The organism is Cystobacter fuscus (assembly GCF_044360685.1).
In the GTDB taxonomy this organism is placed as follows: domain Bacteria; phylum Myxococcota; class Myxococcia; order Myxococcales; family Myxococcaceae; genus Cystobacter; species Cystobacter fuscus_C.
Genome location: NZ_CP043491.1, coordinates 874,277 through 897,846, shown reverse-complemented (window position 1 = coordinate 897,846; position 23,570 = coordinate 874,277). Strand labels below are relative to the sequence as shown.

The 23,570-nt window shown below is 70.0% G+C and carries 23 protein-coding genes; 12 read left to right on the top strand and 11 right to left on the bottom strand.

Features of this window, described 5'->3' with window-relative positions:
- Complete coding sequence (gene pdxA, locus F0U63_RS03785) at positions 1-975, top strand: 4-hydroxythreonine-4-phosphate dehydrogenase PdxA (protein WP_395843779.1); 975 nt, start codon at positions 1-3, stop codon at positions 973-975.
- Here the strand turns inward: pdxA and F0U63_RS03780 are convergent.
- Entirely contained in the window at positions 905-2,086 is a 1,182-nt protein-coding gene (locus F0U63_RS03780) for a hypothetical protein (protein WP_395843777.1), read from the bottom strand. The genes pdxA and F0U63_RS03780 overlap by 71 nt on opposite strands.
- 147 nt (positions 2,087-2,233) lie before the next feature.
- On the opposite strand from F0U63_RS03780, the gene F0U63_RS03775 reads away from it, so the two are divergent.
- Complete coding sequence (locus F0U63_RS03775; RefSeq protein ID WP_395843775.1) at positions 2,234-2,506, top strand: hypothetical protein; 273 nt, start codon at positions 2,234-2,236, stop codon at positions 2,504-2,506.
- Between the two features lie 108 nt (positions 2,507-2,614).
- Positions 2,615-4,573 (top strand): lamin tail domain-containing protein, encoded by a 1,959-nt coding sequence (locus tag F0U63_RS03770; protein ID WP_395843773.1) that lies wholly within the window; start codon positions 2,615-2,617, stop codon positions 4,571-4,573.
- Between the two features lie 188 nt (positions 4,574-4,761).
- Here F0U63_RS03770 and F0U63_RS03765 read toward each other — a convergent pair whose 3' ends face one another.
- Positions 4,762-5,259 carry a hypothetical protein gene (locus F0U63_RS03765; protein WP_395843771.1) on the bottom strand — a complete coding sequence of 166 codons (498 nt, stop codon included), beginning with the start codon at positions 5,257-5,259 and terminating at the stop codon, positions 4,762-4,764.
- Positions 5,260-5,427: 168 nt separating this feature from the next.
- On the opposite strand from F0U63_RS03765, the gene F0U63_RS03760 reads away from it, so the two are divergent.
- The gene (locus tag F0U63_RS03760; RefSeq protein ID WP_395843769.1) at positions 5,428-6,969 is read left to right on the top strand and encodes an ABC transporter substrate-binding protein/permease; all 1,542 of its coding nucleotides are present in this window, start codon (positions 5,428-5,430) and stop codon (positions 6,967-6,969) included.
- A 28-nt stretch (positions 6,970-6,997) separates the two neighbouring features.
- Here the strand turns inward: F0U63_RS03760 and F0U63_RS03755 are convergent, their stop codons facing one another.
- A complete protein-coding gene (locus tag F0U63_RS03755) occupies positions 6,998-7,312 on the bottom strand; it encodes a hypothetical protein (protein WP_395843767.1) in 315 nt (104 codons plus the stop codon).
- Between the two features lie 424 nt (positions 7,313-7,736).
- Here F0U63_RS03755 and F0U63_RS03750 point away from each other — a divergent pair, with 424 nt between their 5' ends.
- Both F0U63_RS03750 and F0U63_RS03745 read left to right on the top strand, forming a co-directional pair.
- A complete protein-coding gene (locus tag F0U63_RS03750; protein WP_395843765.1) occupies positions 7,737-8,264 on the top strand; it encodes a pyridoxamine 5'-phosphate oxidase family protein in 528 nt (175 codons plus the stop codon).
- A 222-nt stretch (positions 8,265-8,486) separates the two neighbouring features.
- The gene (locus tag F0U63_RS03745) at positions 8,487-9,677 is read left to right on the top strand and encodes a cysteine desulfurase-like protein (RefSeq protein ID WP_395843763.1); all 1,191 of its coding nucleotides are present in this window, start codon (positions 8,487-8,489) and stop codon (positions 9,675-9,677) included.
- Between the two features lie 66 nt (positions 9,678-9,743).
- Here F0U63_RS03745 and F0U63_RS03740 read toward each other — a convergent pair whose 3' ends face one another.
- Complete coding sequence (locus tag F0U63_RS03740; RefSeq protein WP_395843761.1) at positions 9,744-10,145, bottom strand: helix-turn-helix domain-containing protein; 402 nt, start codon at positions 10,143-10,145, stop codon at positions 9,744-9,746.
- Positions 10,146-10,418: 273 nt separating this feature from the next.
- Here F0U63_RS03740 and F0U63_RS03735 point away from each other — a divergent pair, with 273 nt between their 5' ends.
- Positions 10,419-11,138 carry a hypothetical protein gene (locus F0U63_RS03735; protein WP_395843759.1) on the top strand — a complete coding sequence of 240 codons (720 nt, stop codon included), beginning with the start codon at positions 10,419-10,421 and terminating at the stop codon, positions 11,136-11,138.
- Here the strand turns inward: F0U63_RS03735 and F0U63_RS03730 are convergent, their stop codons facing one another.
- Positions 11,139-12,428 carry a CapA family protein gene (locus tag F0U63_RS03730; protein ID WP_395843757.1) on the bottom strand — a complete coding sequence of 430 codons (1,290 nt, stop codon included), beginning with the start codon at positions 12,426-12,428 and terminating at the stop codon, positions 11,139-11,141.
- A gap of 76 nt (positions 12,429-12,504) precedes the next feature.
- Between F0U63_RS03730 and F0U63_RS03725 the strand changes: the two genes are divergently transcribed.
- The 4 genes from F0U63_RS03725 (at position 12,505) to gloA (ending at position 14,500) form a co-directional block, all read left to right on the top strand.
- A complete protein-coding gene (locus tag F0U63_RS03725) occupies positions 12,505-12,837 on the top strand; it encodes a hypothetical protein (RefSeq protein ID WP_395843755.1) in 333 nt (110 codons plus the stop codon).
- On the top strand, positions 12,834-13,301 hold the full coding sequence (locus F0U63_RS03720) for an NUDIX hydrolase (RefSeq protein WP_395843753.1): 468 nt from the start codon (positions 12,834-12,836) through the stop codon (positions 13,299-13,301). The genes F0U63_RS03725 and F0U63_RS03720 overlap by 4 nt, the downstream gene beginning before the upstream one ends.
- Positions 13,302-13,373: 72 nt before the next feature.
- A complete protein-coding gene (locus F0U63_RS03715; protein WP_395843751.1) occupies positions 13,374-14,108 on the top strand; it encodes a hypothetical protein in 735 nt (244 codons plus the stop codon).
- Between the two features lie 5 nt (positions 14,109-14,113).
- Positions 14,114-14,500: a lactoylglutathione lyase gene (gene gloA, locus F0U63_RS03710; RefSeq protein ID WP_395843749.1), complete on the top strand. Its 387-nt coding sequence runs from the start codon at positions 14,114-14,116 to the stop codon at positions 14,498-14,500.
- 3 nt (positions 14,501-14,503) lie between these two features.
- On the opposite strand, the gene F0U63_RS03705 is transcribed toward gloA, so the two are convergent.
- The 3 genes from F0U63_RS03705 to F0U63_RS03695 all read right to left on the bottom strand — a co-directional run bounded on the left by F0U63_RS03705 (position 14,504) and on the right by F0U63_RS03695 (position 18,515).
- Positions 14,504-16,063: a CotH kinase family protein gene (locus F0U63_RS03705; protein WP_395843747.1), complete on the bottom strand. Its 1,560-nt coding sequence runs from the start codon at positions 16,061-16,063 to the stop codon at positions 14,504-14,506.
- Positions 16,064-16,323: 260 nt separating this feature from the next.
- Entirely contained in the window at positions 16,324-16,722 is a 399-nt protein-coding gene (locus F0U63_RS03700; RefSeq protein WP_395843745.1) for a response regulator, read from the bottom strand.
- A 203-nt stretch (positions 16,723-16,925) separates the two neighbouring features.
- The gene (locus F0U63_RS03695; protein ID WP_395843744.1) at positions 16,926-18,515 is read right to left on the bottom strand and encodes a glucose-6-phosphate isomerase; all 1,590 of its coding nucleotides are present in this window, start codon (positions 18,513-18,515) and stop codon (positions 16,926-16,928) included.
- Positions 18,516-18,694: 179 nt separating this feature from the next.
- Between F0U63_RS03695 and F0U63_RS03690 the strand changes: the two genes are divergently transcribed.
- On the top strand, positions 18,695-19,501 hold the full coding sequence (locus F0U63_RS03690; RefSeq protein ID WP_395843742.1) for an alpha/beta hydrolase family protein: 807 nt from the start codon (positions 18,695-18,697) through the stop codon (positions 19,499-19,501).
- A 10-nt stretch (positions 19,502-19,511) separates the two neighbouring features.
- Here the strand turns inward: F0U63_RS03690 and kynU are convergent, their stop codons facing one another.
- From kynU to F0U63_RS03675, 3 genes are read right to left on the bottom strand one after another with little or no spacing between them, the layout of a single operon-like run.
- Positions 19,512-20,792: a kynureninase gene (gene kynU, locus F0U63_RS03685; RefSeq protein WP_395843740.1), complete on the bottom strand. Its 1,281-nt coding sequence runs from the start codon at positions 20,790-20,792 to the stop codon at positions 19,512-19,514.
- Positions 20,789-21,964, bottom strand: coding sequence for a hypothetical protein (locus tag F0U63_RS03680; RefSeq protein WP_395843738.1), 1,176 nt, complete (start codon positions 21,962-21,964; stop codon positions 20,789-20,791). Before F0U63_RS03680 ends, kynU begins: the two co-directional genes overlap by 4 nt.
- Positions 21,965-21,981: 17 nt before the next feature.
- Positions 21,982-23,544, bottom strand: a complete 1,563-nt coding sequence (locus F0U63_RS03675; protein ID WP_395843736.1) for an ATP-binding protein — start codon at positions 23,542-23,544, stop codon at positions 21,982-21,984.
- Positions 23,545-23,570 lie beyond the last annotated feature (26 nt).

Genomic DNA, 23,570 nt, shown 5'->3' with positions numbered 1-23,570 from the left:
GTGTCGGGCATCGGCCCGGAGGTAACCGCGGCGGCGCTCGCGCTGCCCCGGGTGCGCCGCGCCCTCGTCCCCGTGGTGTTCGGCGATGAGCCGACGCTCGAGCGCTTCGCCCTCTTCGGCACGTACGCGCGCGCCACGCCCGAGACGCTGGAGCGTCCGTCGCGACCCACGGTGTGCGTGGTGACGCGGCTCGGGGAGAAGGATCGCCAGCCCGGCAAGCCCACGCGCCAGGGAGGAAAGGCCCAGTACGCCTTCATCCAGGCGGCCATCGAGGCGGCGCGCGCGGGACGGGTGGACGCGCTGTGCACGGCGCCGGTGTCCAAGGAAGGCATCTCCCGCGCGGGCATCCCCTTCATGGGCCACACGGAGGTGCTGGCGGAGGCGTTCGGCCGCGAGGTGCTCATGCTCATGGATGGTCCGCGCGTGCGCGTGGCGCTGGCGACCAACCACGTGCCCCTGGCGGACGTGCCCCGGCTGCTGACGGTGGAGCGGCTGGTGGCGCAGCTCAAGCTCCTGTCCACGAGCCTCGCGCCCGTGGTGGGCCACGCGCCGCGCATCGGCGTGCTGAGCTTCAACCCCCACGCGGGCGAAGGCGGCCTGCTGGGACGCGAGGAGGTGGACGTCATCACCCCCGCCATCAAGCTCGCGCGCCGGCAGCGCCTGGATGTGCACGGCCCCCTGGCGGCGGATGGGCTCTTCGCCCACGTGGAGCACTTCCCCTATGACGTGGTGCTCGCCATGTACCACGACCAGGGCCTCATCCCCGCCAAGGCCCTGGACTTCGAGCGCACGGTGAACGTGACACTCGGCCTGCCCGTGCCGCGCACCTCGCCGGACCACGGCACCGCCTACGACATCGCCGGCAAGGGCCAGGCCAACAGCGTGCCCATGGTGGAAGCGCTGCTCAAGGCCGCCCGGCTCGCTCCTCCTGGAAGAAGCGCTCGAGCGCGCGCAGCACGTCCCGGTCGGACATGAGCGCCACGTGCTCGGCGGCGCTGTCCAGGCGCTGATAGGGGATGGGCAGCACCGGCAGCGCGCTCGAGCTGAGCACGGCGCCGTCCCCGTCCGCGTGCGGCGCGTTCTTCAAGTCGAGCTTTCCTTCCACCACCCGCACCCCGCTCGTCGAGGGACGCCCCGTGCCCACCACCACGAGCGTCTCGAAGGGAGGAGGCGGCGGCGCCTCGCGGGGCGCGAGCGACTCGTGCAGCTCCCGGTTCGCCTGGAGCATGCGCCGAAGTTGCGCGCGGTAGGCCTCGTTCTCGCGCAGCGCGGGGTCCGCGAACGGGCCCCACCCGCGCGTCCACCAGCTCTCGGGCTCGAACAGGTTCCACGCCACGGGCTGGCCGCTCGCGTCCACGAAGACGTCGCCGCCCGGCGTCAGGAGCTGGAACACGGAGGCGAAGGAGAAGAGGGCCTCGGGCGACAAGAGGGCCCGGTTGCGCACCGTCTCCGTGCCGAGGAGCAGGTCATCGAAGAGGCCCGGCCCCCCCTGGAAGGGCGTGCCGATGAAGACCACGCGCTTGACCGCCGCCGCGCCCGCCCAGGGCTGTCCGCTCCCCGCCGCGCCCCCGTGCAGCAGACACCGCATCGTCACCAGCCCGCCCATGCTGTGGGCGACGATGTTCACCTCGCGCTTGCCCTGCGCCACGAGCTGCTCGATGCGCGCGCACAGCTCGTCCGCGCTCCGCCGCACGTCCTGGCGCCAGTCGTAGGAGAAGGGAACGAGACCCGGGAAGTGCTCGCGGCCGTACTCGAGGAACGAGCCGTACACGTCCACCGAGTAGAAGGGCACGGCGATGCGGGTGACGGGGCCCGCTGGCCGCAAGGGGCCGTAGGATGGCACCGGTCGCTGTCCTGGAAATGACAGGGCGAGCGAGCGCTCTCCCCGGGACAGCGCCTGGCCCGCGGTGACCCAGGCCCGCTCGGGCTCGGGCGCGTCGGTGTCGAGGAAACTGCCCCGGTAGCCGGGAACGAGGATCGTGACGGTGTCTCCCGCCGGAGGAGGAACGGTGACCTGGGTGGCGGCACAGCCCGCGAGCGACAGGCCCAGCACCAGCCACGAAAGACGGAGAGGGAAGCAAGTCATGGCGCACGAGCTTCCCGGAGCCCCCGGGACTCGGCAAGGGTCTCGCCCCGCCACCGAGCAGCCGAGCACGCCGCGCCCCCCGGACCGCGGGCCGTTGGCTGACGGATTCGCGGAGTCATCCGCAACTTGGACACCAGGAGGCACCACATGGTGAACGACCCAATGGAGAAGCTGCACCAGCGGGAGCGGGAACAGGAGCGGCGCCGTCTGCGGGAGCAGGAGGCCAAGGATCTGGAAGTGGAAACGCGGCATGGGCCGCGTCCCCTGGAGGGCTTCGCGGGCGGACACACCACGTGGGCGAGTCAACAGGACGACCGCGCCGCCGCGCAGGAGTACGAGTTGAATCCGGACGAGAGGGCGCCCTTCAGCATGGAGGAACAGACGCCCCAGGTGCCAGCTCCGGATGACGAATCCCCGTGACGTTCGCGCGAGGGGGTCGTGACGGACAGTATGAATGGCGGGGCGTGACTTGAAGCGCCATTCCGGTTCGGGGTACCCAGGAGAGGCGGTCCTCCTCCAGGCGAGCCCATGCGCACTCCTCCACGTCTCCCTTTCCGCCTCTCGCTGCTGCTCACCCTGCTGTGTCCGCTGCTCGCCGGGGCGCAGCAACTACGGTTCACCACCCTGGACATCGGCCAGGGGGATTCGGCGGTGCTCGTCGCGCCGGGAGGCTGCGCGGTGCTGTTCGACGGAGGCCCCACCGGCTCGGGCGACACCATCAAGGCCTATCTGAAGCAGTTGGGGGTGACGCGCATCAACCTGGCCTTCGTCTCGCACATGCACGCGGATCACATGGGCGGCATCGACGAGGTGGACGTGGGCACCGACGCCGTCCCCATCACCGCCGTGTATGACCATGGCGGCGCGTATGACTCGAAGACCTTCACGGAGTACGACACCCACTTCGCGGGCCGCCGCTTCACGGCGCACCGGGGAGACACCTTCTCGCTCTGCGGACAGGTGACGCTCACGGTGGTGGCGAGCAATGGCAATGGCGTCTCCACCGATGACGAGAACGCGAAGTCCGTGGTGGTGAAGGTGACCTACGGCGCGTTCGACGCGCTGGTGGGCGGCGATCTCACCTCCACGCCCGACGACATCGAATCCACCCTGCTCGAGCAGGTGGGAGAGCTCGAGCTGTACAAGGTGCATCACCACGGCTCGCGCTACTCGTCCGGCGACGCGTTCCTGGACAAGACCGTGCCCCTGGTGTCCTTCATCTCCGTGGGCTGGAACAACACCTATGGCCATCCCACGCGCGAGTGCCTGGATCGGCTGACGGCGCACCACTCGGACATCTGGCAGACGGAGGACCCCGCCACCAGCCAGGAGCGCGGCCACATCGAGCTGCGCTCGCAGGATGGCGCCACCTTCGTGGTGGAGCAGGGCGCGCGAAGCGTCTCGTACACCTCCCGCGGCGACACGCAGCCGCCGGGACCGGACACCGAGCGCCCCACCCCGCCCCGCTCCCTGGCGGGCAGCGCCGCTCCCGATTCGATCGAGCTGAGCTGGAGTCCCTCCCTGGACAACGTGGGAGTGGCGGGCTACCGGGTGTACCGCAACGTGTATGGAACCACCGGCTACCGGCTGGCCGGGACGACGGTCACCCCCGGCTTCGTGGACCTGGGTCTCGCTCCGGGCAACACGTACACCTACCAGGTGCTGGCCTTCGATGCCGCGGGCAACTCGAGCATGCCCGCGTCCATCACGCTGCGCACGCCCCTGCCCCGCGTCACCCTCACCAGCCCCGACGGCGGGGAGCGGTGGATCCGCGGCTCCACCCGCACCATCACCTGGATCGCCATCGGCTACACCCGCGTGAACCTGGACTTCACCGCCGACAACGGCGTCACCTGGACGAGCATCGCCACCAGCCTGGACGCCAGCACGGGAAGCCACGCCTGGAAGGTGCCCGACTCGCCCACGGCGCTTGCACGCGTGCGCATCCGGGACGTGGACGGGAAGAGCTCCGACGTGAGCACCGGTCCCTTCTCCATCACCGAGCCCCCCCCGCGCGTCATCTTCAACGAGATCCTCGCCAACGAGCCCGGCTCCAACACCAACGGCGAGTTCGTGGAGTTGGTGAACACGGAAAGCACCTCCGTGGACATCAGCGGCTGGGTGATCATGGACGCCACCGCCGTGCGGCACGTCTTCCCCGCCAACACGGTGCTCGGCGCGGGCAAGGCCATCGCGGTGTTCAGCGGCACCAGCGGAATCCCCGCGGGCACCCCCAACGCGGTGGCCGCCTCCACGGGCACCCTCAGCCTCAACAATGGCGGCGATACGGTGACGCTGCTGACCTCCACCGCCTCGAACGCGGCGACCGTCAACACGTACACCTATAGCGGGACCCAGGCCTCGAAGGATGGCGTGTCGATCAACCGCGACCCCGATGCGACGAGCACCGGGAGCTTCGTGTTCCACACGGCCCTGTCCCCGCTCGGGGCGTCACCGGGCACACGTGTGGATGGAAGCGCGTTCTGAAGAAAGAGCGTGTCCAACACGGGCTCACCCCCGCCCGCCTGACCACCATTCCCAACCATCGACCGGCACACCCTGCTCGTCCATGCCGGGCACGCATCTGAAACCTAAGGACGTGCACCGGGAACACCACCCCCGGTGTCCGCGCCCGGTGGCCCGGCGAACGGGGAGCCAGACACCGGGCGGAAGCGTCAGTCCTCGAGCTGGGACTCGAACACCAGCTCGCCCCGGAGCGTGAAGACGAGGCCCGTGCCGAGCTCGCCCTCCTCGTCGTCCCGGCCCACCTCCAGCTCCTCGCGCTCCTCGTCCCACTGGCCCATGTAGTACTCGCCGCCCGCCGCCATCCACGCCCGGCCGTCCGCGACGACCGTCTCCACGGTGTCGCCCTTGTCGCTGGTGGCGCGGTGCACGGTCCACTCCACGCCGTCCTCCTTCAGGTTCGCCACCACCTCGACGAGCTCCTCGTCCTGGGGCTGGCCGCCCTCCTTCGCGGGCTCCTGCTTCCACTTGCGCTCGTCCGGCTTGGGCTTCTGCGCCGTCCACGCGCGCACCAGCTCGCGCATCGCCTGCTCGGCCTTCTCCCGCTGTGCCTTCATGTTCGCGGGCAGTCCCACCTCGTCCAGCGCCATCAGCGCCGTCTCCAGTTGGATCGCCTTGAGGGCCCACTCGTTCATCGCCGTGTTCAGCATCGCCATCTCCTCGGGCCCCGTGCGGCCCAACCCACCGCGGGCGGGGAACCTCCCGCGCCCGGGCGCGGCTGCCTAGCACGTTCCCGTTTCGGGTGGCACCTCGCGTGGCCCCGGACGGGATTAGACTCGGCGGCTTCTTTGCTGGGAGGGCTGCCCCTGACACGAGCCGTGTGCCTCCGTCTCCTCCTCGTCTGCCTGTCCGTGCTCGCCTGGCCGCACGCCGCCCTCGCCACGTCCCCGGGGCTCGAGGCCGTGAAGGCCCGGGGGGAGCTGCTCTGGGGCGCGGACGCCCAGGGCGGTGCCCCCTACGTCTTCCCGGACCCGAGGGATCCCAACCACCTCATCGGCTTCGAGGTGGAGCTGGCCGAGGCCCTCGCCGCGAAGCTGGGCGTCCGGGCGCGCGTGGTGCTTGGGCCCTGGGACAGCCTCCTGGAGCTGCTCGCGCGCGGGGACTTCGACGTGGCGCTCAATGGCCTCGAGGCGACGGAGGAGAAGAAGCGCGTGTGTCTGCTCACCCGCCCGTACTACGCCGCCGCCGAGCGGCTCACCGTGCGCCGGGGAGACGCCCGCGCGCCGCACTCGCTCGCCGAGCTGAAGGGGCGCGCGGTGGGCACGCTGCCGGGCAGTCTGGCCGAGCGCATCCTCGTGCGCGAGGGCGCCCAGGTGAAAACGTACGAGGGGGGCCAGGACGACATCTACCGGGACTTGAAGCTGGGGCGCACGGACGGCGTGCTGCTCGATGAGCCCATCACCCAGTACTACGGCGCCGTCGAGCCGGAGCTGGACGTGGTGCCGGGCGGCTTCGGCGAGGTGCGCTACGCGGCGGCGGTGCGCCTGGGGGAGGAGTCCCTGCGGGACGCGCTCGACACGGCACTCGAGGAGCTGGCGCGGGAGGGCACCCTGCGCGCCCTCTACGAGCGCTGGGGCCTGTGGAACGCCGAGACGGCGGCGCTGCTGGGAGACCCGGACCCCACCCCGCGCGACGTGCCCGAGCGCTACACGGCGTGGCGCGCCGCGGTGGGCAAGCTGCCGCCCTTCTGGGAGCGCGTGCGCGAGCGCTACCCGGCCACGCTCTCGCTCTTCCTGCGCGGGGCGCTGATGACGCTGGCCGTGTCGCTGCTGGCCATGGCGGTGGCGATGGGGGTGGGCCTGGGGCTCGCGGTGGCGCGCGTCTTCGGACCCTGGCCCCTGCGCGCGCTCGCCCTCGTCTTCACCGAGGGGGTGCGTGGCACGCCCCTGCTCGTGCAGCTCGCGCTGGTGTACTTCGGGCTGCCCCAACTGGGCGTGCGGCTCGCGCCCTTCACCGCGGGCGTGCTCACGCTGGGGCTCAACTACGCGGCGGCCGAGGCGGAGAACTACCGGGCGGGACTCTCCAGTGTGCCCGCGGGCCAGTACGAGGCGGCGCACGTGCTCGGCATGTCCCGCTGGCAGACGCTGCGGCACGTGGTCTTCCCCCAGGCCCTGCGCATCTCGCTGCCGCCCATGACGAACGACTTCATCGCGCTGCTCAAGGACAGCTCGCTCGTGTCCGTGGTGACGCTCACCGAGCTCACGCGCACCTATCTCAACCTGGCCAACGCCACGCGAGACCATCTGGGCCTGGGGCTCGTGGTCGCCCTCATCTACCTGCTGCTCGGACTGCCCTTCGCGCATCTGGCGCGCCGGGTGGAGGCGCGGCTCGGCCAGCATCTCGAGGGGGCTCCGCGATGAGCCGCCCAGCAAGACGACTGACGCGCGTTCAGTACTCGAGCGCGGGATCGTACCGGGGTGCCAGCAACGAGGGCAGCACCAGGTCCGTCACGTCCTTGCCCCCCTGCAGGTTGGTGGCGAGACAGCGCGGCGTGTAGATGAAGCCCCAGGGCAGGCCCCACCAGCCAAGCAGCAGCGACAACAGCGTGTAGCCCAGGCTCAGCCAGAACGTCCCCTTGCCCGCGCGGACGAAGTACACGTCCGACGAGCGCCTCCGGGTCGTCAAGAAGAAGGACACGCAGTACTCGAACACGACGAAGCGTCCTCCGCGCTCGAGCTCTTCCTGCACCTGTAATGTCGACAAACCGTCCATGCCAAAGATGCCAGCCATTCCGCCCCCGGTACCGAAACAGCGGCCATCGCCGCGATGAAAACCGCGCCGCAGAGTACATGGATGACGCGCGACTGCACAGTCATGTCATCAAGAAATTCCTGGCCATACGGTAAGCAAAGAATCCACCAACCCTCCGCGTGGCATGGGCAGACGAAGTGCACTCGCGGATGAAGAGCACTCCGCTCGCGGTCCGTTGCGCGGCGCTCGCGCTCCAGAATTCTCGTCTATGTGTTGTCTTCCACGAAACACGCACTCGCCCGCGAGTGGTGTTGCCGCCCATGCAACACTTTTGCCTCCAACCTCCCCGCCGGGCGAGCGAGGGGACGACGAGCGGTCCGTGCCCCCACTGCCCGTCAGGGGGCCCCTGCTTAATGTGAGTTCTCGGGAGGCAGGAATGACCACGAAGAAAACCGAGAAGAAGGACGCGGTGGCGCACCTGGCCGAGCTGATCCAGGGCATCAAGGTCGCGATGATGACGACGGTGGAGGCGGACGGGAGCATCCGCAGCCGGCCCATGTGGACGCAGAACACGAACTTCGACGGGGAATTGTGGTTCTTCACCCACGACTCCGCCCCCAAGGTGGACGAGGTGCAAGGGGACCACCACGTCAACCTCTCCTACTCGGACTCCAGCCGGGACCGCTATGTGTCGGTGAGTGGAGTGGCACGCCTTGTGCGCGACAAGGAGAAGATCCACCAGCTGTGGGATCCCACCCTCAAGGCCTGGTTCCCCAAGGGCGTGGACGACCCGGACATCGCCCTCTTGTGCGTCAGGGTGAACAAGGCCGAGTACTGGGACACCCCCAACAAGCGCATGGTGCAACTGGTGGGCTTCGTGAAGAGCGTCCTCACCGGAGAGACCTATCGCCCGGGGGGCCACGAGAAGCTCGACCTCGAGGATACCCATTCGCCCATGCATTGATGGCTGTGTTGAATAATTCCAATACCGGCGGAGGTTGATGGGGAAATCAATTCCTCACATCCTGAGAATCGAGAATTGGCATATGAGAGTGGACGGGTTCCGGGCGGGGAGGCATTCCCTGTCCGGGGCCCGTTGTCCTTTGCGCCCCCAGGCGCGCCGGAGGCCGCTGGCGAGCAGCAAAGCCAGACAGGCGGCCTCCCCACTCCGGAGCCGAGAACCGCCATGATCCCATCCGTCGCCGAGCACTTCCCCGCGTTGCGCTCGGGCTTCAGCTACCTCGACAACGCCTCGGGGGCGCAGGTGCCCACCCACTGCATCGAGGCGCTCACCGACTTCCTCACCCAAGGCAGTTGCAACGTGGGCCAGCCGTACGCCGCGTCCGTGCGCGCCACCGAGGTGAAGGCCCGGGCGCGCGCCGCCACCGCCGAGTTCCTCGGCTGCGCGCCCGAGGAGGTCATCCTGGGCACCAGCGCCACCGCGCTCACCTTCCAGCTCTCGCGCGCCTTCTCGCGCCTGTTCCGCGCGGGCGACGAGGTGGTCATCTCCGAGCTGGAGCACGAGTCCAACGCCAGCCCGTGGCGCTGGCTGGAGGCGCAGGGCGTGGGGGTGAAGGTGTGGCGGGCGCGCTGGCCCGAGGGGCGGCTGGAGCCGGCGGACCTGCGCGCCCTGCTCACCCCGCGCACGCGCCTGGTGGCGGTGACGGCCGCGGCCAACTCGGTGGGCGCCACCCCGGACGTGGCCAGCGCGGCGCGGCTCGCGCGCGAAGTGGGGGCGTGGACGATCGTCGACGCGGTGCACTCCAGTCCCCACCAGTTGCCCGACGTGCGGGCCTGGGACGTGGACTTCGCCACGTTCTCTCCCTACAAGGTCTTCGGCCCCCACCTGGGGTGCCTGTACGTGCGCGCGGGGCTGCTGCCCCAACTGCCCGCGGACAAGCTGTGGTTCGTGCCCGACGACAGTCCGCAGAAGTTCGAGCCCGGCACCGCGCCCCACGAGAGCCTCGCGGGGTGGCTCGGCGCGCTGCGCTACCTGCGCGAGGTGCTGGGCGACGGACAGGCCGGGCGCGCGGGGCTGCAACGGGCCTTCGAGCGCATCGAGTCCCTGGAGCGTCCGCTGCTCCAGTCCACGCTGGAGCGGCTGCTGCGCCACCCGCGCGTGCGGCTGTACGGCCCTCCCGAGCCCCAGGGCCGGGTGGCGACCTTCTACTTCAACGTGGCCGGCCACGCCCCGCGCGCGGTGGCCGAGCACCTGGCCCGGCACGAGGTGGGCGTGGGCGCCGGCCACTACTACGCCACCCTGGCCGCGCAGGCGCTCGGCGTCATGCCCGAGGGCGCGGTGCGCGTGTCCCTGCTGCACTACAACACGCCGCGGGACGTGGAGCGGCTCCTGGCCGGCCTGGACGCCCTGCCCTGAAGCACGAGCGGCCCGAGGGCCCACCTTCCCCGTCAGGTTGGACAACCTGCCCTGGGGGGAGCGCCCTCAGCGCGTGAGCGCGGTGGCGATGACGTTGAGCACCTTGAGCTGGGACGGGGTGAGGTTGCGCAACGAGCGCGCGAGCCGCCGCAGATCCGGGGAGCGCTCCTCGCGCGAGGGGAGCGAGTCCACCCAGGCCGTCACCTCCGTGTGGCTCAAGCTCAAGAGCGTGTCGGAGGGAATCTTCAAGGCGATGCTCAAGCGTCTGAGCGTCGGGACGCTGGGCATCATGCCGCCGCGCTCGATGCGGCCGTAGACGCCCGGCGCCAGCCCCACCTTGGCGGCCGCCTCCGCCTGGGTGAGCCCCGCGCGCAGCCGGGCGGCGCGCGCCGCCGCCCCCAGGGCCAGGGCCAGCTTGTCGTCCATGCGCTGCTGCGAAGAAGGGGGCGGAATGCGTTTCGATGCCATGGTGCCTGACGTCCAAAGAGACGTTGGAGGACATTACCCGAGAGGCCAACCCGCGCCTAGGGACTTGCTGCATCTCTTCTCCTCCGAGGAACAGCCCTCCGAGCCCCCAGGTCGTGCCCCCCACTTCTGACCAGGGGCGTCACCCCGAGGGGATGCCAGGAAGGGCAGGAGGGCGGGCGGGAGAGCGGGCTTTGCGTGCACCTTCGAACAACGTCCCCAGGTTTCCGCGAGTCGCACAGACAACACCTCACGCAACACCTCACGGAGACGGCCATGACTGGAAAGAACACCAAGCGGTTCGCCCTGGTGGGCATGCTGGCGGGAGCGATGCTGCTGAGCGCCGGCCAGGCGGGGGCTCAGGCGCAGTCCGGCGCGCAAGGCACCCAGCAAGGAAGCAGCACGACCCAGGGCACGGGCGGCTCCACGACGAATGATCAGAACATCCTGCCCCCCGACGTGATCGACTCCCAGGGCCAGGGCACGGGCGGCTCCGGCCCCACGGGCACCCTGCCCTCGCAGGGCGACGCGATCGATCCCTCCCAGGGCGGTGGCAACACCACGCTGAACCCCGGCACGCAGGAGCCCAACACTGGGACGAGCGGCAGCACGGTCACCCCGGACGCGGACCGCAACACGACGCTCGATCCGGGCACGGGTGGCTCGGGCACGAGTGGCACCGGCACGGGCTCGGGCAGCCTGGGAACGGGGGGCTCGGGCACGACGGGCTCCGACCTCGGCACGGGTGGCACGGGCTCCGGCCTGGACACCAGTGACTCAGGCACGGGCGGTTCCGGCTCCGACCCGGGCACGGGCAGCACCGGCACCGGCACCGGCTCCAACCTCGGCACGGGCGGCTCGGGCACGGGCGGCACCGGCTCCGACCTGGGCACGAGTGGCTCGGACGACGTGAGCGGCTCCGACGTCGGCCAGAACCAGGATCAGGTGAATCCGGACAGCATGTACAAGAGCGGCTCGAGCTCCTCGACCCGGTAGCTAGTTCACGCCCCTCACGGAAGCAGCGGGCGACACGACGCCCTCGCCCCCGGACGGGGGCAGGGTCATGCGCAGGATGAGCGCGCGCCGGCGCCGGGCCAGGTCGAGCCGGCGCTCGAGTTCCCGGCGCTCCTCGCGGACCTTGCGCGGCGGACCGCTGGCGGAGAACGCCAGGAGTCGGCCGCTCAGGGTCTTCAGCTCCTCGTCGAGGAGCACGGGCTGGATGCGATGCTGCCCCTGGCGCTCGCGCAGTGCCACCACGTGGTTGGTGTCGATCCACACCGGCAGCACGGACGTGCCCGCGAGTTCCACGGGCGCCCCCGGCTGGGGACGTGACAGCGACAGCCGGAACAACATGGAGTCCCGCTTGCGGCCCCGCGCCTCCGCGCCCGCCCCATGGACGTAGTGCCCATCCTGGTTGGCGATGAGGTTGCCCAGGGAGAAGGCCACCACCGTGTCGCGTCCCGCGCGGGTGCGGTAGGACTCGACGGGCTGCAACACATGGGGATGGTGGCCGACGACGGCGAGCGCTCCAGCCTCCAGCAGGCTCTGGGCCAGCCGACGGTCCTCGGGCTTGGGGCTGTGGGAGTACTCCGTGCCCCAGTGGACCATGACGATGAGCGCGTCACAGCGCCGGGCGGCGGAGCCCACCAGGGCCGCGGCCGCCTCGGGCGTCAGGCCCAGCCGTTTCTTCGTGGGGTAGGGCACGTAGGCGACGTGGGGGGAGCGGTCCGGGTCATCCGGGTTGCTCGCCCCATTGAGCCAGCGGGTGATGGACAGCAGGCCCACGCGCATCCCCTTGCGCTCGACCACCAGGGGCTCCCACGCCATGGCCTCGGTGGGAGCCGAGCCCACGTGCTTCAGACCCGCCGCATCCAGGTGCGACCAGGTGGAGGGAATGCCCGCGCGGCGCTGATCGAAGGCGTGGTTGTTGGCGATGGACACCACGTCCACGCCCGCGGAGACGAGCGCGTGCGCGAGCTGGGGCGGCGCGTCGAAGATGAGGGGCGCGGTGGGCGCGCGGGGATTGCCGCTGATGGGCGTCTCCAGGTTCACCACCGCGATGTCCGCGGCATGCAGTTCCCGGGCGATGGGCTCGAGGACGAAGTCCCAGCCCTCGTGGTTGAGCGACACGGCGCGAGCGGCGTCTCCCGGCTGGCGCAGCGCATGTTCGGCCGCGGCCTGCTTCACCCCATCATGGGGGATGATGTCGCCACCAAAGACGAGGTCCACGCGTTCGGCGGGAGCAGCACCCACCAGGGACACGACGAGAAGCACTGGAACGAACACGCCGCCACGCTAGCCGATGAGTCCCACCCTCTTGCAACCCCCTGGCTAGAGTGGGCGACCCCCGTTGGAGACGCTGATGACGTCTACGTTACTGGTGTTGCCGCTGGCGTCGCATGGGGAAATGCCCGGCAATCTGCGGGCAGGCGCTCTGCGGGCACGGTGTACGGGCCTGCTGCTCGCCCTGACCCTGCTGACCAGCGGCTGCGCGACGATGATTGCACCTGAACTTGCGCTACACACGCTGCACGAGGCGGCTCCAGTTGGGTCAGCGGAGGGGCTCAGCGTTGAGCCTCCGCGCACCATCGCCTCCGAGCGGATGTTGACGCGGAATGAAATCCTGAGCCTCGTAGCGAAGGCCATGAAGCAGTACAACCTCCCGATGAATCTGACCCCTTGGAGAGGGCGATGAGCAACGGACGTACTTGGGAGGGCAACTGGAGCGTCCGCCTGCGTGAGCGGGTCCGCAAGCGGGGCTTCGATTCCGTCACGGCCTTCGCCGAGGCGCGCCCTGCCATCCCACTGTACGTGCTGGCTGAGGAGCTGGGCGATGACGTCGCTGGGGTACAAGTGTTGAGCGGGTTGCTCGCCGAGGCGGAGCAGCGCAAGCAGGTCACGCGCCTTGTGCGCGATGTGCTCGTGCGTCAGCTGTCCCAGAGTCTCCCCGAGGGCTGGCCGGCCGTGCTGGATGACGGCAACCGTTTCAAGGTCGCCGAGGCACTCGGTTTATGGTCCGCATTCACTCCAGAAGAATACGAGGAACGCGTCAGGCGGGCCGGTGATGCGCTTTTCGCCACGCCGCCACCGCCCGGTTGGCGTCCGCTCAGCCCCGACGACGAACTGCTGCGCACGCTCTTGCCCGACGAGGAAGTTTGAACCTGGGCTTCTTGTGCAGGGAGGCAACTGCCCGGAAGCCCACCAGCCGCACCAAGGAGGACGGGTCAACGCATGCGACTCGAGGATGTACAGGCCCTGCTGGATGCCTCCTTCCAAGGAGTGGAGGAAGGCGCCGCTCGGATGAACGAACCCGGGGACTCCCGGTTCGACGGTCGGCAGAGCGCCGTGTGGCTGGAGTACCGCTGGTACGTGGAGGGACGGGGACTCGCCGAGGTCTTCGTGAAGTGGAAGCGGGTGGACAAGGAGGCCTGCCCCGACGCGCAGGTCGACGTGCTGCGCATCCACCTGCTCGGCCAGTCGGACGTGCTCGCCGAGCGGGCCCGGCGGGTGTTGCGCGTGGGAACACCCTCCGCCGGGCGGCTGCTGGAGCTGCTGGACGGGGACGGCGTGCGCCGGGAAAGCAGCACGGCGGGGCCCACCGGCATCACGCTCGAATACTGGCCACCTCCCGAGCCACGGGCCCCCGTGCTGCCCACGGAGACCTTCCAGGCGCTCGCCTCGGTGTTGGGCGACGCCACCGCCACCTTCGAGGAGCGCCACGAGGCGGTGGACCGGCTGTGCCGCGAGCGCAGTGCGCGCGTGGTGGACACGCTGCTGGCCGCGCTGGAGGTAGGCACGTCCCTGTCCGCGCTGCGCCGGCTGTCGGAGTGGGGAGAGACGGAGGCCCTGCCCCACCTGGAGCGGGCCCTGGCGGGCCTGGCTCCCGACAACGCCTCGGACTTGTGGACGCTGCTCGCGCTGCAACGTCGATTACAGGCGTGGAGCCGCATCGCCCGGGTTATCTAGGAGGCATGCGAATCCTCCATACGATGCTGCGCGTGGGCGACCTCGAGAAGTCGCTCGATTTCTACACCCGCGTCCTGGGGATGAAGTTGCTGCGGCGCAAGGACTACCCGGACGGCAAGTTCACCCTGGCCTTCGTGGGCTACGGCCCCGAGGACACCCACCCCGCGCTGGAGCTGACCCACAACTGGGACACCTCGAAGTACGAGCTGGGCAACGCCTATGGCCACATCGCGCTGGGCGTGCAGGACATCCGCGCCAGGTGCGACGCCATCCGCCAGGCCGGTGGCAAGGTGGTGCGCGAGCCGGGCCCCATGAAGCACGGCACCACCGTCATCGCCTTCGTCGAGGACCCGGATGGCTACCGGGTGGAGCTCATCGAGCAGGGCACCTGAGCCCTACGGCAGCTGGCGCTCCAAGAGGTCCCACCGCTGCTCCACCCACTGGCGCAGGTAGGCCACCTCCTCCGCGTGGGTGGTGAAGTCGGTGCGATCCGCCCAGCGCGTGAAGGTGAGGTACTGCTCGCGCCAGCGCGCCTCGTCCCGCGCGGCGGGGATGCGCAGCTCCCGCGCGTACCCGTCGATGAGCGCGAGCACCTCCTGCTTGCTCAACGGGCCATGCAGCAGCGAGCGGTAGCGCTCGCGCAGGGGCGTGGCCACCCGCGGATCCGCCAGCAGGAGGGCGAAGATGCGGTTGTCGCCGGTGAAGTCGGGCAGGGCCCCGGCGTCGATGCGGCGCGTGTCCCAGAGCTGTCCGAAGCTCGCGTCGAGATCCCACGGGATGAAGCGCCAGGGCGCCCGGCTCACCGGATCGAAGTAGTGGTAGGCGTTCTTCGCGCTCGAGTCCGTGCCGAGGATGGCGGTATTGAAGATCCACCAGTCCTCGTAATCGAGCGGGTGGAGCCACTCGCCCCGCCGGGCGACGAAGGTCTCCGGGTCCGCGTCGGCCATGAAGGCGGTGAGGGCGTTGATGGTGTCGTAGGCGCCCACCCAGCCATCCTTGGGTTTGCCCTCCTTCTTCTCGAAGCCCGCCTTGAGCTCCGTCTTGGCGGCGCCGCTCTTGGTCACGCGCGAGAAGTTGGCGTCCGCCGCATCCGCCTTGAACAGGTCGCCGTCCTTCGACAACCCGTGGCGCTCCATGAGGTCCTCGTCCACGTGGTCCGCCACGGTGAACACGCCATGGAAGCGGCCGTTCACATAGAGGATGGCGCTGAAGGTCTTGATCTGGATGTGGTCCGCCGACATGCGGTTCCACAGGTCGAAGGCGAGCCGCGGCCGCATGTATGAGTTGTCATTGAAGGACGTGATGAGCACCAGCTTCCGGCGGCCGGTGAAGGAGCCTCCGGCGAGCTCCGGCTCGGAGAACGGCTCGTCCTTGGGGAACTTGAAGGTGTAGTTGCGCTTGGGGAAGACGCTGGAGGTGGCACCCCGGTACTGGGCCTCCATGGTGTAGCGGTGCCCCCGGTAGACGACCTGCACGGGCCGGTAGCCACCCGCCGTGAGCTCGCCCTCGAAACTCAGGTGGAAGACCGGCAGGCCGTACTCCTCGGTGTACGTGAGCGGATCCAACATCTGGACGGCCCGGGGAGACACGAGCCGGACCGCCACGCCCAGCTTGAGCGCGCCCGTCTCGCCCGTGCTCCGCTCGGTCACGCTCAGGTTCCAGACCGCGGCCTGACCCTTCGCGGGCGTCCAGCGCAGCAGGCCCTCCACTTCGTCCACCGTGGCCCCGGGAGGCAGCGGTGACACGGTGAAGCGCAGCCCCGGCGCGGTGTGGCCCGTGCCACACCGGAGCGTGACGGTCAGCGGCTCACCCTCCTGGAGCCAATAGGGTCCCGCTCCCGTGGGCGCGCACACCGTGGGAGTCGGCGGAGGCGGCTCGGTATCCGGAGCCGGAGGCTGCCCGCCACCCGGGGGCGGAGTCTCCCCCGGAGGCGGCGAGACCGGCGCGGAAGGCACCGGGGGCGGGGCGGAATCCTCTCCATCCCGAGAGGAGGCCTCCGGCCCCACCGGAGTCCCACAGCCCGCCATCATCAGACACAACAGCCCGACCCGAACGCACCGCGCCCACGCTCGCCCACCCATCCTGACCCCTCCACGAACTGCCTGGAGAGGTAAGCATCGGGCGAGCGAAGCGCCGTCACACGCGGCGCGTCATGGGCAAGGCATGTCCGCATGCCCGAAGGGCAGACAGGCGGCCTGGGACGGGCTCGCCGGGCTCAAACCCCGAGCGTGTCCGCCTCGCTCAGCGCCAGGTGCCGGCGCGCCACGGCCGCCAGCGCGTCGATGGAGATGGGCTTGCGCACGAACTCGGAGGCGCCCGCCTGCAGGGCCTTGGCCTCCAGGTCCGGGGCCTTGCCTCCGGTGAGCAGCACGATGGGCACCTGCCGCACCCGCGTGAACTCGCTGGCGCGTATCCGGCGCACCAGCTCCACCCCATCCATCGAGCCCGGCAGGTTGAAGTCCGCGATCACCAGATCCACCGGCTGGGTGATCAACAACCGCAAGCCATGATCGGCCTTCTCCGCCTCGAGAAAGTCCAACTTGAGGCGCATCAGGTACACCTTGAGGATGTGCCGGATGGTGTTGCTGTCTTCCACGAGTAGCACGCGCTTCACGGGAACCCCCTCAGCCTGGACCAGACCATTGTCGGCCCAGTTCTGTTCTCTCTCGCTATTCGCATTACCCTGGAAGCCTGGGGTACGACGAGCATCGAACAGATTAGCGCGGCGGGTGTGCACCATCCAATAGCCCGGGAGTCTCTGGACAGCCCCGGGCGGGGGAGGTCGTGTATGTCCCCCTCCCCCACGAACGAGCAGGCTCAGCTCGCGCGGAAGCGGGCGTCGAAGCGGCTGGAGCCCGGCTCACGCCGAACGCCCGCGGGCGCGTTGGCCGCCAGGTGCTCGAGCACCTTGAACACCGTCTCCACCTCGTCCGGAGCACCCACGGCGCGGGCCAGCTCCTCGGCGGACTGGGCCTTGGTGGGCTCCGCGCGCAGCCGCGCCAACACCTTGCGCTGCAGCTCCAACACCACGCCCGCGGCCTTCTTGCCGGCCTCCACGCCCGGCTGGTGGTAGGCGTTGATGTTCACCAACGACGCGTAGAGCCCCACCGCGCGCTCGTACAGGGCGATGAGGGCGCCCAGCGTCCGCCCGCTCACGTCCGGCACGGTGAGGGTCATCGACTCGCGGCCCTTCTCGAAGAGCGCCCGCCGCGTGCCGAGCAGGAAGCCCAGGAGGTAGTCGCCGCTGGTGATGTCCGGCTCCACCTGCATGGACTCGCCGTCGCGGTCCTTGAGCACCTCCACGAAGGTGGCGAAGAAGTTGTTCACGCCCTCGCGCAGTTGCTGCACGTAGGCGTGCTGGTCCGTGGAGCCCTTGTTGCCGTACACGGCGATGCCCTGGTTGACCACCGCGCCCGACACGTCCAGCTCCTTGCCCAGCGACTCCATCACCAGCTGCTGGAGGTACTTGGACAGGAGCATGAGCCTGTCCTTGTACGGCAGGATGACCATGTCCTTCTGGCCCCGGCCCCCTCCGGCGTGGAACCACATGAGCGCCAGGAGCGCGGCGGGGTTGCGCAGCCCGTCCCGCACGCGCGTGGCCACGTCCATGTCCCGCGCGCCCGCGAGCATCCCGTCCGTGTCCAGCCCCTGCAGCCGCGCGGGCAACAGGCCCACCGCCGACAACACCGAGGTGCGTCCGCCAACCCAGTCCCACATGGGGAAGGTGCGCAGCCACTTGCCCTGTTTGGCGACACGATCCAGCTCGCTGCCCTCGCCGGTCACCGCCACCGCGTGCGCGCCGAAGTCCAGCCCCTGGCGCTTCCAGGCGCGCTCGGCCTCCACCATGCCGTTGCGCGTCTCCTTCGTGCCGCCGGACTTGCTGATGACCACGGCGAGCGTCTCGCGCAGCGAGTCGCCCAGCTGCGTGAACACGCGGTCCATGCCATCCGGGTCCGTGTTGTCGAGGAAGAACACCTGCAGCTTGTCCGCGGCCGAGCCGAGCGCGTCCGCCACGAGCTGCGGCCCGAGCGCCGAGCCGCCAATGCCCACCAGCAGCACGCGGGTGAAGCGCGCGGCGCCCGGAGGCTTCACCCGGCCCGCGTGCACGTCCCCGGCGAAGGCGTTGATGGCCGCCACCGCGTCCTGGATGTCCTTGGTCAGGGCGGGCTCGGGCGCGAGCTCGGGGGCACGCAGCCAGTAGTGGCCCACGCGGCGCTTCTCGTCCGGATTGGCGATGGCGCCCTTCTCCAGGGCCTCCATCGCGTCGAAGGCCTTGTCCAACGGGCCGCGCATGCGCGCGAGGAAGTCATCGGTGAAGTTCATCCGAGACACGTCCAGCGTCAGCCCCACGGACTCCACCCCGCACAGGTGCTTCTGGTAGCGCTCCCACAATTGACGCTCGGTCATCGCAGCTCCTTCGACGGCTGGGCCCGGAAGGTCCCCGGGTGCGGCCCGTTCCTACCGCCCCCTCGGCGGCCAGAAAACCGTTTTGATCACCGCCGCGATCAGCTCCCGACATCCCGGGGGTACCCCGCCCCCCTCCCGGCTTGCTCCCCCCACCGTTGCTCCCTCATGCTCCGCCCCTCATGAGCCCCACCTGGATGCTGGAGACCCCCGCGCCGCCCGCCGACGAGCGGATTGCCTACGGCGGCATCACCCACCAGTTCGGCGACCTGCGGCTGCCCCCGGGCAAGGGCCCCCACCCCGTGGTGGTGGTGGTGCACGGCGGCTTCTGGCGCGCGCGCTATGACCTGGAGCACGTGGGCCACCTGTGCGCGGACCTCACCCGGCGGGGCCTGGCCACCTGGAGCCTCGAGTACCGGCGCGTGGGCCATCCGGACGGCGGCTGGAAGGGCACCTTCGAGGACGTGGCGCTCGGCACCGACTTCCTGCGCACCCTCGCCACACGCCACCCCCTGGATCTCCAGCGCGTGGTCATCATCGGACACTCCGCCGGAGGCCACCTGGCGCTCTGGCTCGCGGCACGGGGACGGCTCCAGGCCGGACAGCCCCTGCACACGGACCAGCCGCTGCGGCCCCGGGGCGCCGTCTCGCTCGCGGGCGTGGTGGACCTGGAGCGCGCCTTCGCCCTGCGCCTGGGCGACGGCATCGTCGAGTCCTTCCTCGGGGGCACCCCCACCCAGGTGCCCGAGCGCTACCGGCTCGGCTCTCCCTCGGCGCTGCTGCCCCTGGGCGTCCAGCAGGTGCTCGTCCACGGCACCGAGGACGACACCGTGCCGGTGAGCCTCAGCGAGGGCTACCAGCAGCGGGCCGCCTCGCTCGGGGAGAAGGTGCGGCTGGTGCGCCTGCCCGGGGCGGGACACTTCGAGGTCATCAACCCGAAGGCCCGCGAGTGGCCCCGGATCGTCGAGGCCATCCAGTCCCTGCTGTGAGCCGCGGGGCTCAGCCGCGCGCGTAGCGCTCGAGCACGCTCACGAAGCGGTGGACGTCGAGGAAGCTGTTGTAGAGGGGCACGGGCGCGGCGCGGATGATGTCCGGGTAGCGGAAGTCACAGTGGATGCCCTCCGCGCGCAGCGTCTCCAGCATGCGCTGGGGATCCTTCGTGAAGCGCAGCGACAGGTGGGCGCCGCGCTGCCTCGGATCCCTCGGAGTGAGGCTGCGCACGAAGCCCTCCGGGAGCCGGTCGATGAGGAACTCCAGGTAGCCCGTGAGCTTCTCGCTCTTGGCGCGCAGGGCCGGCATCGTCGCGCGGTCGAACAGCTCCAGCGAGGCGCGCAGGGCCGCCATCTGGATGATGGGCGGATTGGACAGCACCCAGCCCTCGGCGCCCGGCGCGGGCTCGAAGTCCGGCTTCATCTGGAAGCGCGTCCGCCTGTCGTTGCCCCACCAGCCCGGCAGCCGGTGCAGGGACGCATCGCGCAGGTGGCGCTCGTGGATGAAGACGCCGCCCAGCGCGCCCGGGCCGCCATTGAGGTACTTGTACGAGCACCACACGGCGAAGTCCGGCCCGTCCTCGTGCAGGGACAGCCTCAGGTTGCCCGCGGCGTGCGCCAGATCGAACCCCACCCGGCAACCCTGCCGGTGCGCCGCGCGGGTGATCTCCGCCATGTCGAAGGCCTGGCCGGAGAGGTAGTTCACGTTGCCCAGCAGCACCAGGGCGATCTCCTTCCCGTGCCGCTCGAGGGTGTCGAGGATGTCCTCGTGGCGCAGCGTCTCCTCCCCCGGGCGGGGCGCGAGCGGAATCACCGTCTGCTCGGGCGCGTAGCCATGGTGGCGCACCTGCGCGGCCACCGCGTACTGGTCCGAGGGAAAGGCACTCGCCTCCATGAGGATCTTCGAGCGCTCGGGCGTGGGCCGGTAGAAGGACACCATCATCAGGTGCAGGTTCACCGTGAGGGTGTTCATCACCACCACTTCCTCGGGCCGAGCGCCCACCACCCGCGCCATCTGCTCGCCCAGGCCCACGTGGAACTCCATCCACGGCGGCGAGCCCTTGAAGTGCCCATCCACGCCCAGCCGCGCCCAGTCCTCCATGGCCGCCAGCACGTACTCCTTCGCCTTGCGCGGCTGCAGGCCCAGGGAGTTGCCCAGCAGGTACAGCTCGTGCCCGTCGCCATGGACGGGAAAGAGGAACTCCTCGCGGAAAGAGCGCAACGGATCCTCCGCGTCCATGCGCCGGGCGAACGCCTCGCCGGGCTCGAACCGCACCGCCTCACCGCTCATCGGCCTGTCTCCTCGCGTCCAGCCGGGGACTTGCCGCCCCCCGGAGTCACCTGCTCGACCTTGCCAGAGTTGCTGACCTTCAGCGACAGCGGCGTGCCCTTCTTCCAGGAGAGGAACTCGGCCTCGGTTTTCGGCTCGACAACGTGGGTCTTGGTGGCGCCATCCGTGTACTCGACCTGGACGCGGTACTTCGCCTCGCGCTCCAGCCTGTCCAGGGCACCCGCCTGGAGCTCGGGCCAGCGCGGGGCGTCTTCGTGGCCGGACAGCGTGCGCTCATCCACCTGCTTCCACTGGTAGGTGTCATAAGCGCACTTCTGCGCGAAGACGGGCTCGGTGCGGTACTGCGTCTCGTCATGGCAGTCGCGGTACGTCTCGTCGCAGTACTTCGTCACGTCGTGACACGTCTCCTGCGCGTAGCCATTGCCGAGCTTCTTCGTCGTGCACTTCTCCTCGGTGCCGCACGCCACCGAGCGCGTCTTGTTCGAGCACACCTCGCGGGTGCCGACGGCCACCTGGCGGGTGCCGCGCTGCCGGCTGACGCAGTCGCGGATGTTCTCCACCCCCGCCACCTCTCCCTGCCCGTTCACGGGCATCCGGGCAGCGGCCTGGCGCAGCTCGTCCCGCCACCCCTCGAGCTTCACCCGCTGGAAGCTCTGACGCCGCACCGTGTGGGTCCAATCGGTGGACACCACGCGCCCCGGATAGTCATGGGTGATGGAGCCCCAGATCGCCAACCCCACGCAACTGCCGAAGAGGACGAACACGCCCACGCCCGCGTAGAGCAGCCACCGGGGAAGGGAGCGCTTGCGCGCGACGGGAGGCGGCGCGGCGGCGAGCAGTTCCTCCTCCGACAGCGCGCGCGAGGCACTGGAACGCTCGGCGCGGCAGTGATGGCACACCGCCGTGTCACCCCGGTTGGAGGCCTGGCAGTACTCGCAGAACCAATCCGCGCCCGCACCGGCGGCGGACAGGGCCTTCTCGTCCTGGGTGCCCCCGCGCTTGAGCCTGCCCGAGGCCGCGTCCACCTCTCCGAAATCGAACTCGGATTCCTGGCCGGACTCCTCACGCGGGTTGTTGCACGTGGGGCACTTGCGAAACCGCGCGGGGATGTCGCGGGTGTCGCACGAGGTGCAGTTCCAGGTTCCCTCGATGATGCGGGTGCGCTTCGCCATGTGCCCATCCTACCCGTTCAGGAGGAGAGCTCACGGTCCGCTTCGCTGGAGTGCAGGGGCAGGCGGACCTGGAAGGTGCTGCCCTCGCCCTCGATGCCCGAGGACTCCGCCCAGATGCGTCCACCATGCTGCACGACGATGCCCTGCGAAATCGTCAGCCCCAGCCCCAGCCCGCCATAGCGCGCGCCATGGGCCTGACCGAAGCGCTCGAAGATGAGCGCCAGCTTCTCCGAGGGAATGCCGACGCCCTCGTCGCTCACCCCCAGCGCCAGCTCGCCCCCCTCCACCCACGCGCGCAGCCGCACCGTGCCGCCTTGCGGCGAGTAACGCACGGCGTTGGACACCAGGTTGGTCACCACCTGCTCGATGCGTCCCGGGTCGCCCCACATGGGCAACCACTCGGGGACATCGAGGAGCAACGAGTGCTCGGAGGTGAGCATCTGCAGGCGCTCGCACGCGGTGCGCAGGAGCGGCACCAGGTCGAACTCCTCCTCTTCCAACGACAGACGGCCCGTGAGCAGCCGGCTCACGTCGAGCAGATCCGACACGAGCTTCGTCATCCGGTCCACCTGCCGGTTGAGCCCCGCGAGCGCCCGGCGCGGCCCCTCACCCATCTCCTCGCCATACTTGCGCTCGGCGAGCTGCACCTGCATCTTCGCCGCCGCCAGCGGCGTGCGCAGCTCGTGCGAGGCCGCCGCCAGGAAGGCATCCTTCGCCGCGTTCGCCCGCGCTAGGGCCTCGCCCGCGCGCTTCGGGTCATCGATGTCCGTGGCGGTGATGATCCACCCGGTGATGAGCCCCTGGCCGTTGCGCTCCGGCACGGCCCGGCCCAGGAACCAGCGGAAGGCACCGTCCTCGTGGCGGCGCATGCGGAACTGCACCTCGAAGGACTCGCCGGTGAGCACCGAGTGGCACCAGGCCGCGTACGCCCCCTCGCGGTCCTCGGGGTGCACGGCCTCCGAGCGCCATAGGTCCTCCACCTCGCCGGCGGGCAGACCGGACAAGTCGCACCACGCGCGATTGCCCTGGCGCAGCCGGCCCTGGGCGTCCGCGAAGAACACACACAGGGGCATGGCATCGGCCAGCACGCGGTAGCGGTACGCGCTCTCACGCTCCAGGGTCTCGCGCTCACGCTGGCGCAGCAGCGCTTCCTGGCGCTTGAGCTGCTGCTCCTTGAGGAACAGCTCCACGAAGACGGCCACCTTCGAGCGGAGGATCTCCGGCGCGAAGGGCTTGAGGACGTAGTCCACCGCGCCCTGGGCATAGCCCCGGAACACGTGCGAGGCGTCGCGGCTGCGCGCGGTGAGGAAGACGATGGGGATGAAGCGCGAGCGCTCGCGCTCCTTGATGAGCCGGGCCGTTTCGAAGCCATCCATGCCGGGCATCTGCACGTCCAGCAGGATGAGGGCGAAGTCCTCGCGCAACAGACGCAGGAGGGCCTCTTCTCCGGATTGCACCTTCACCACCTCGCCCAGGTCTCCCAGCGTCGCCTCGAGGGCGAGCAGGTTGGGCGAGTGATCATCAACGGCCAGGATACGGGCCCGGGAAAGGCTCGCGCGCCCCTCCCGAGAGCCGGTCATGCGGCCGTCTCCCGTCCAAGTCGTCG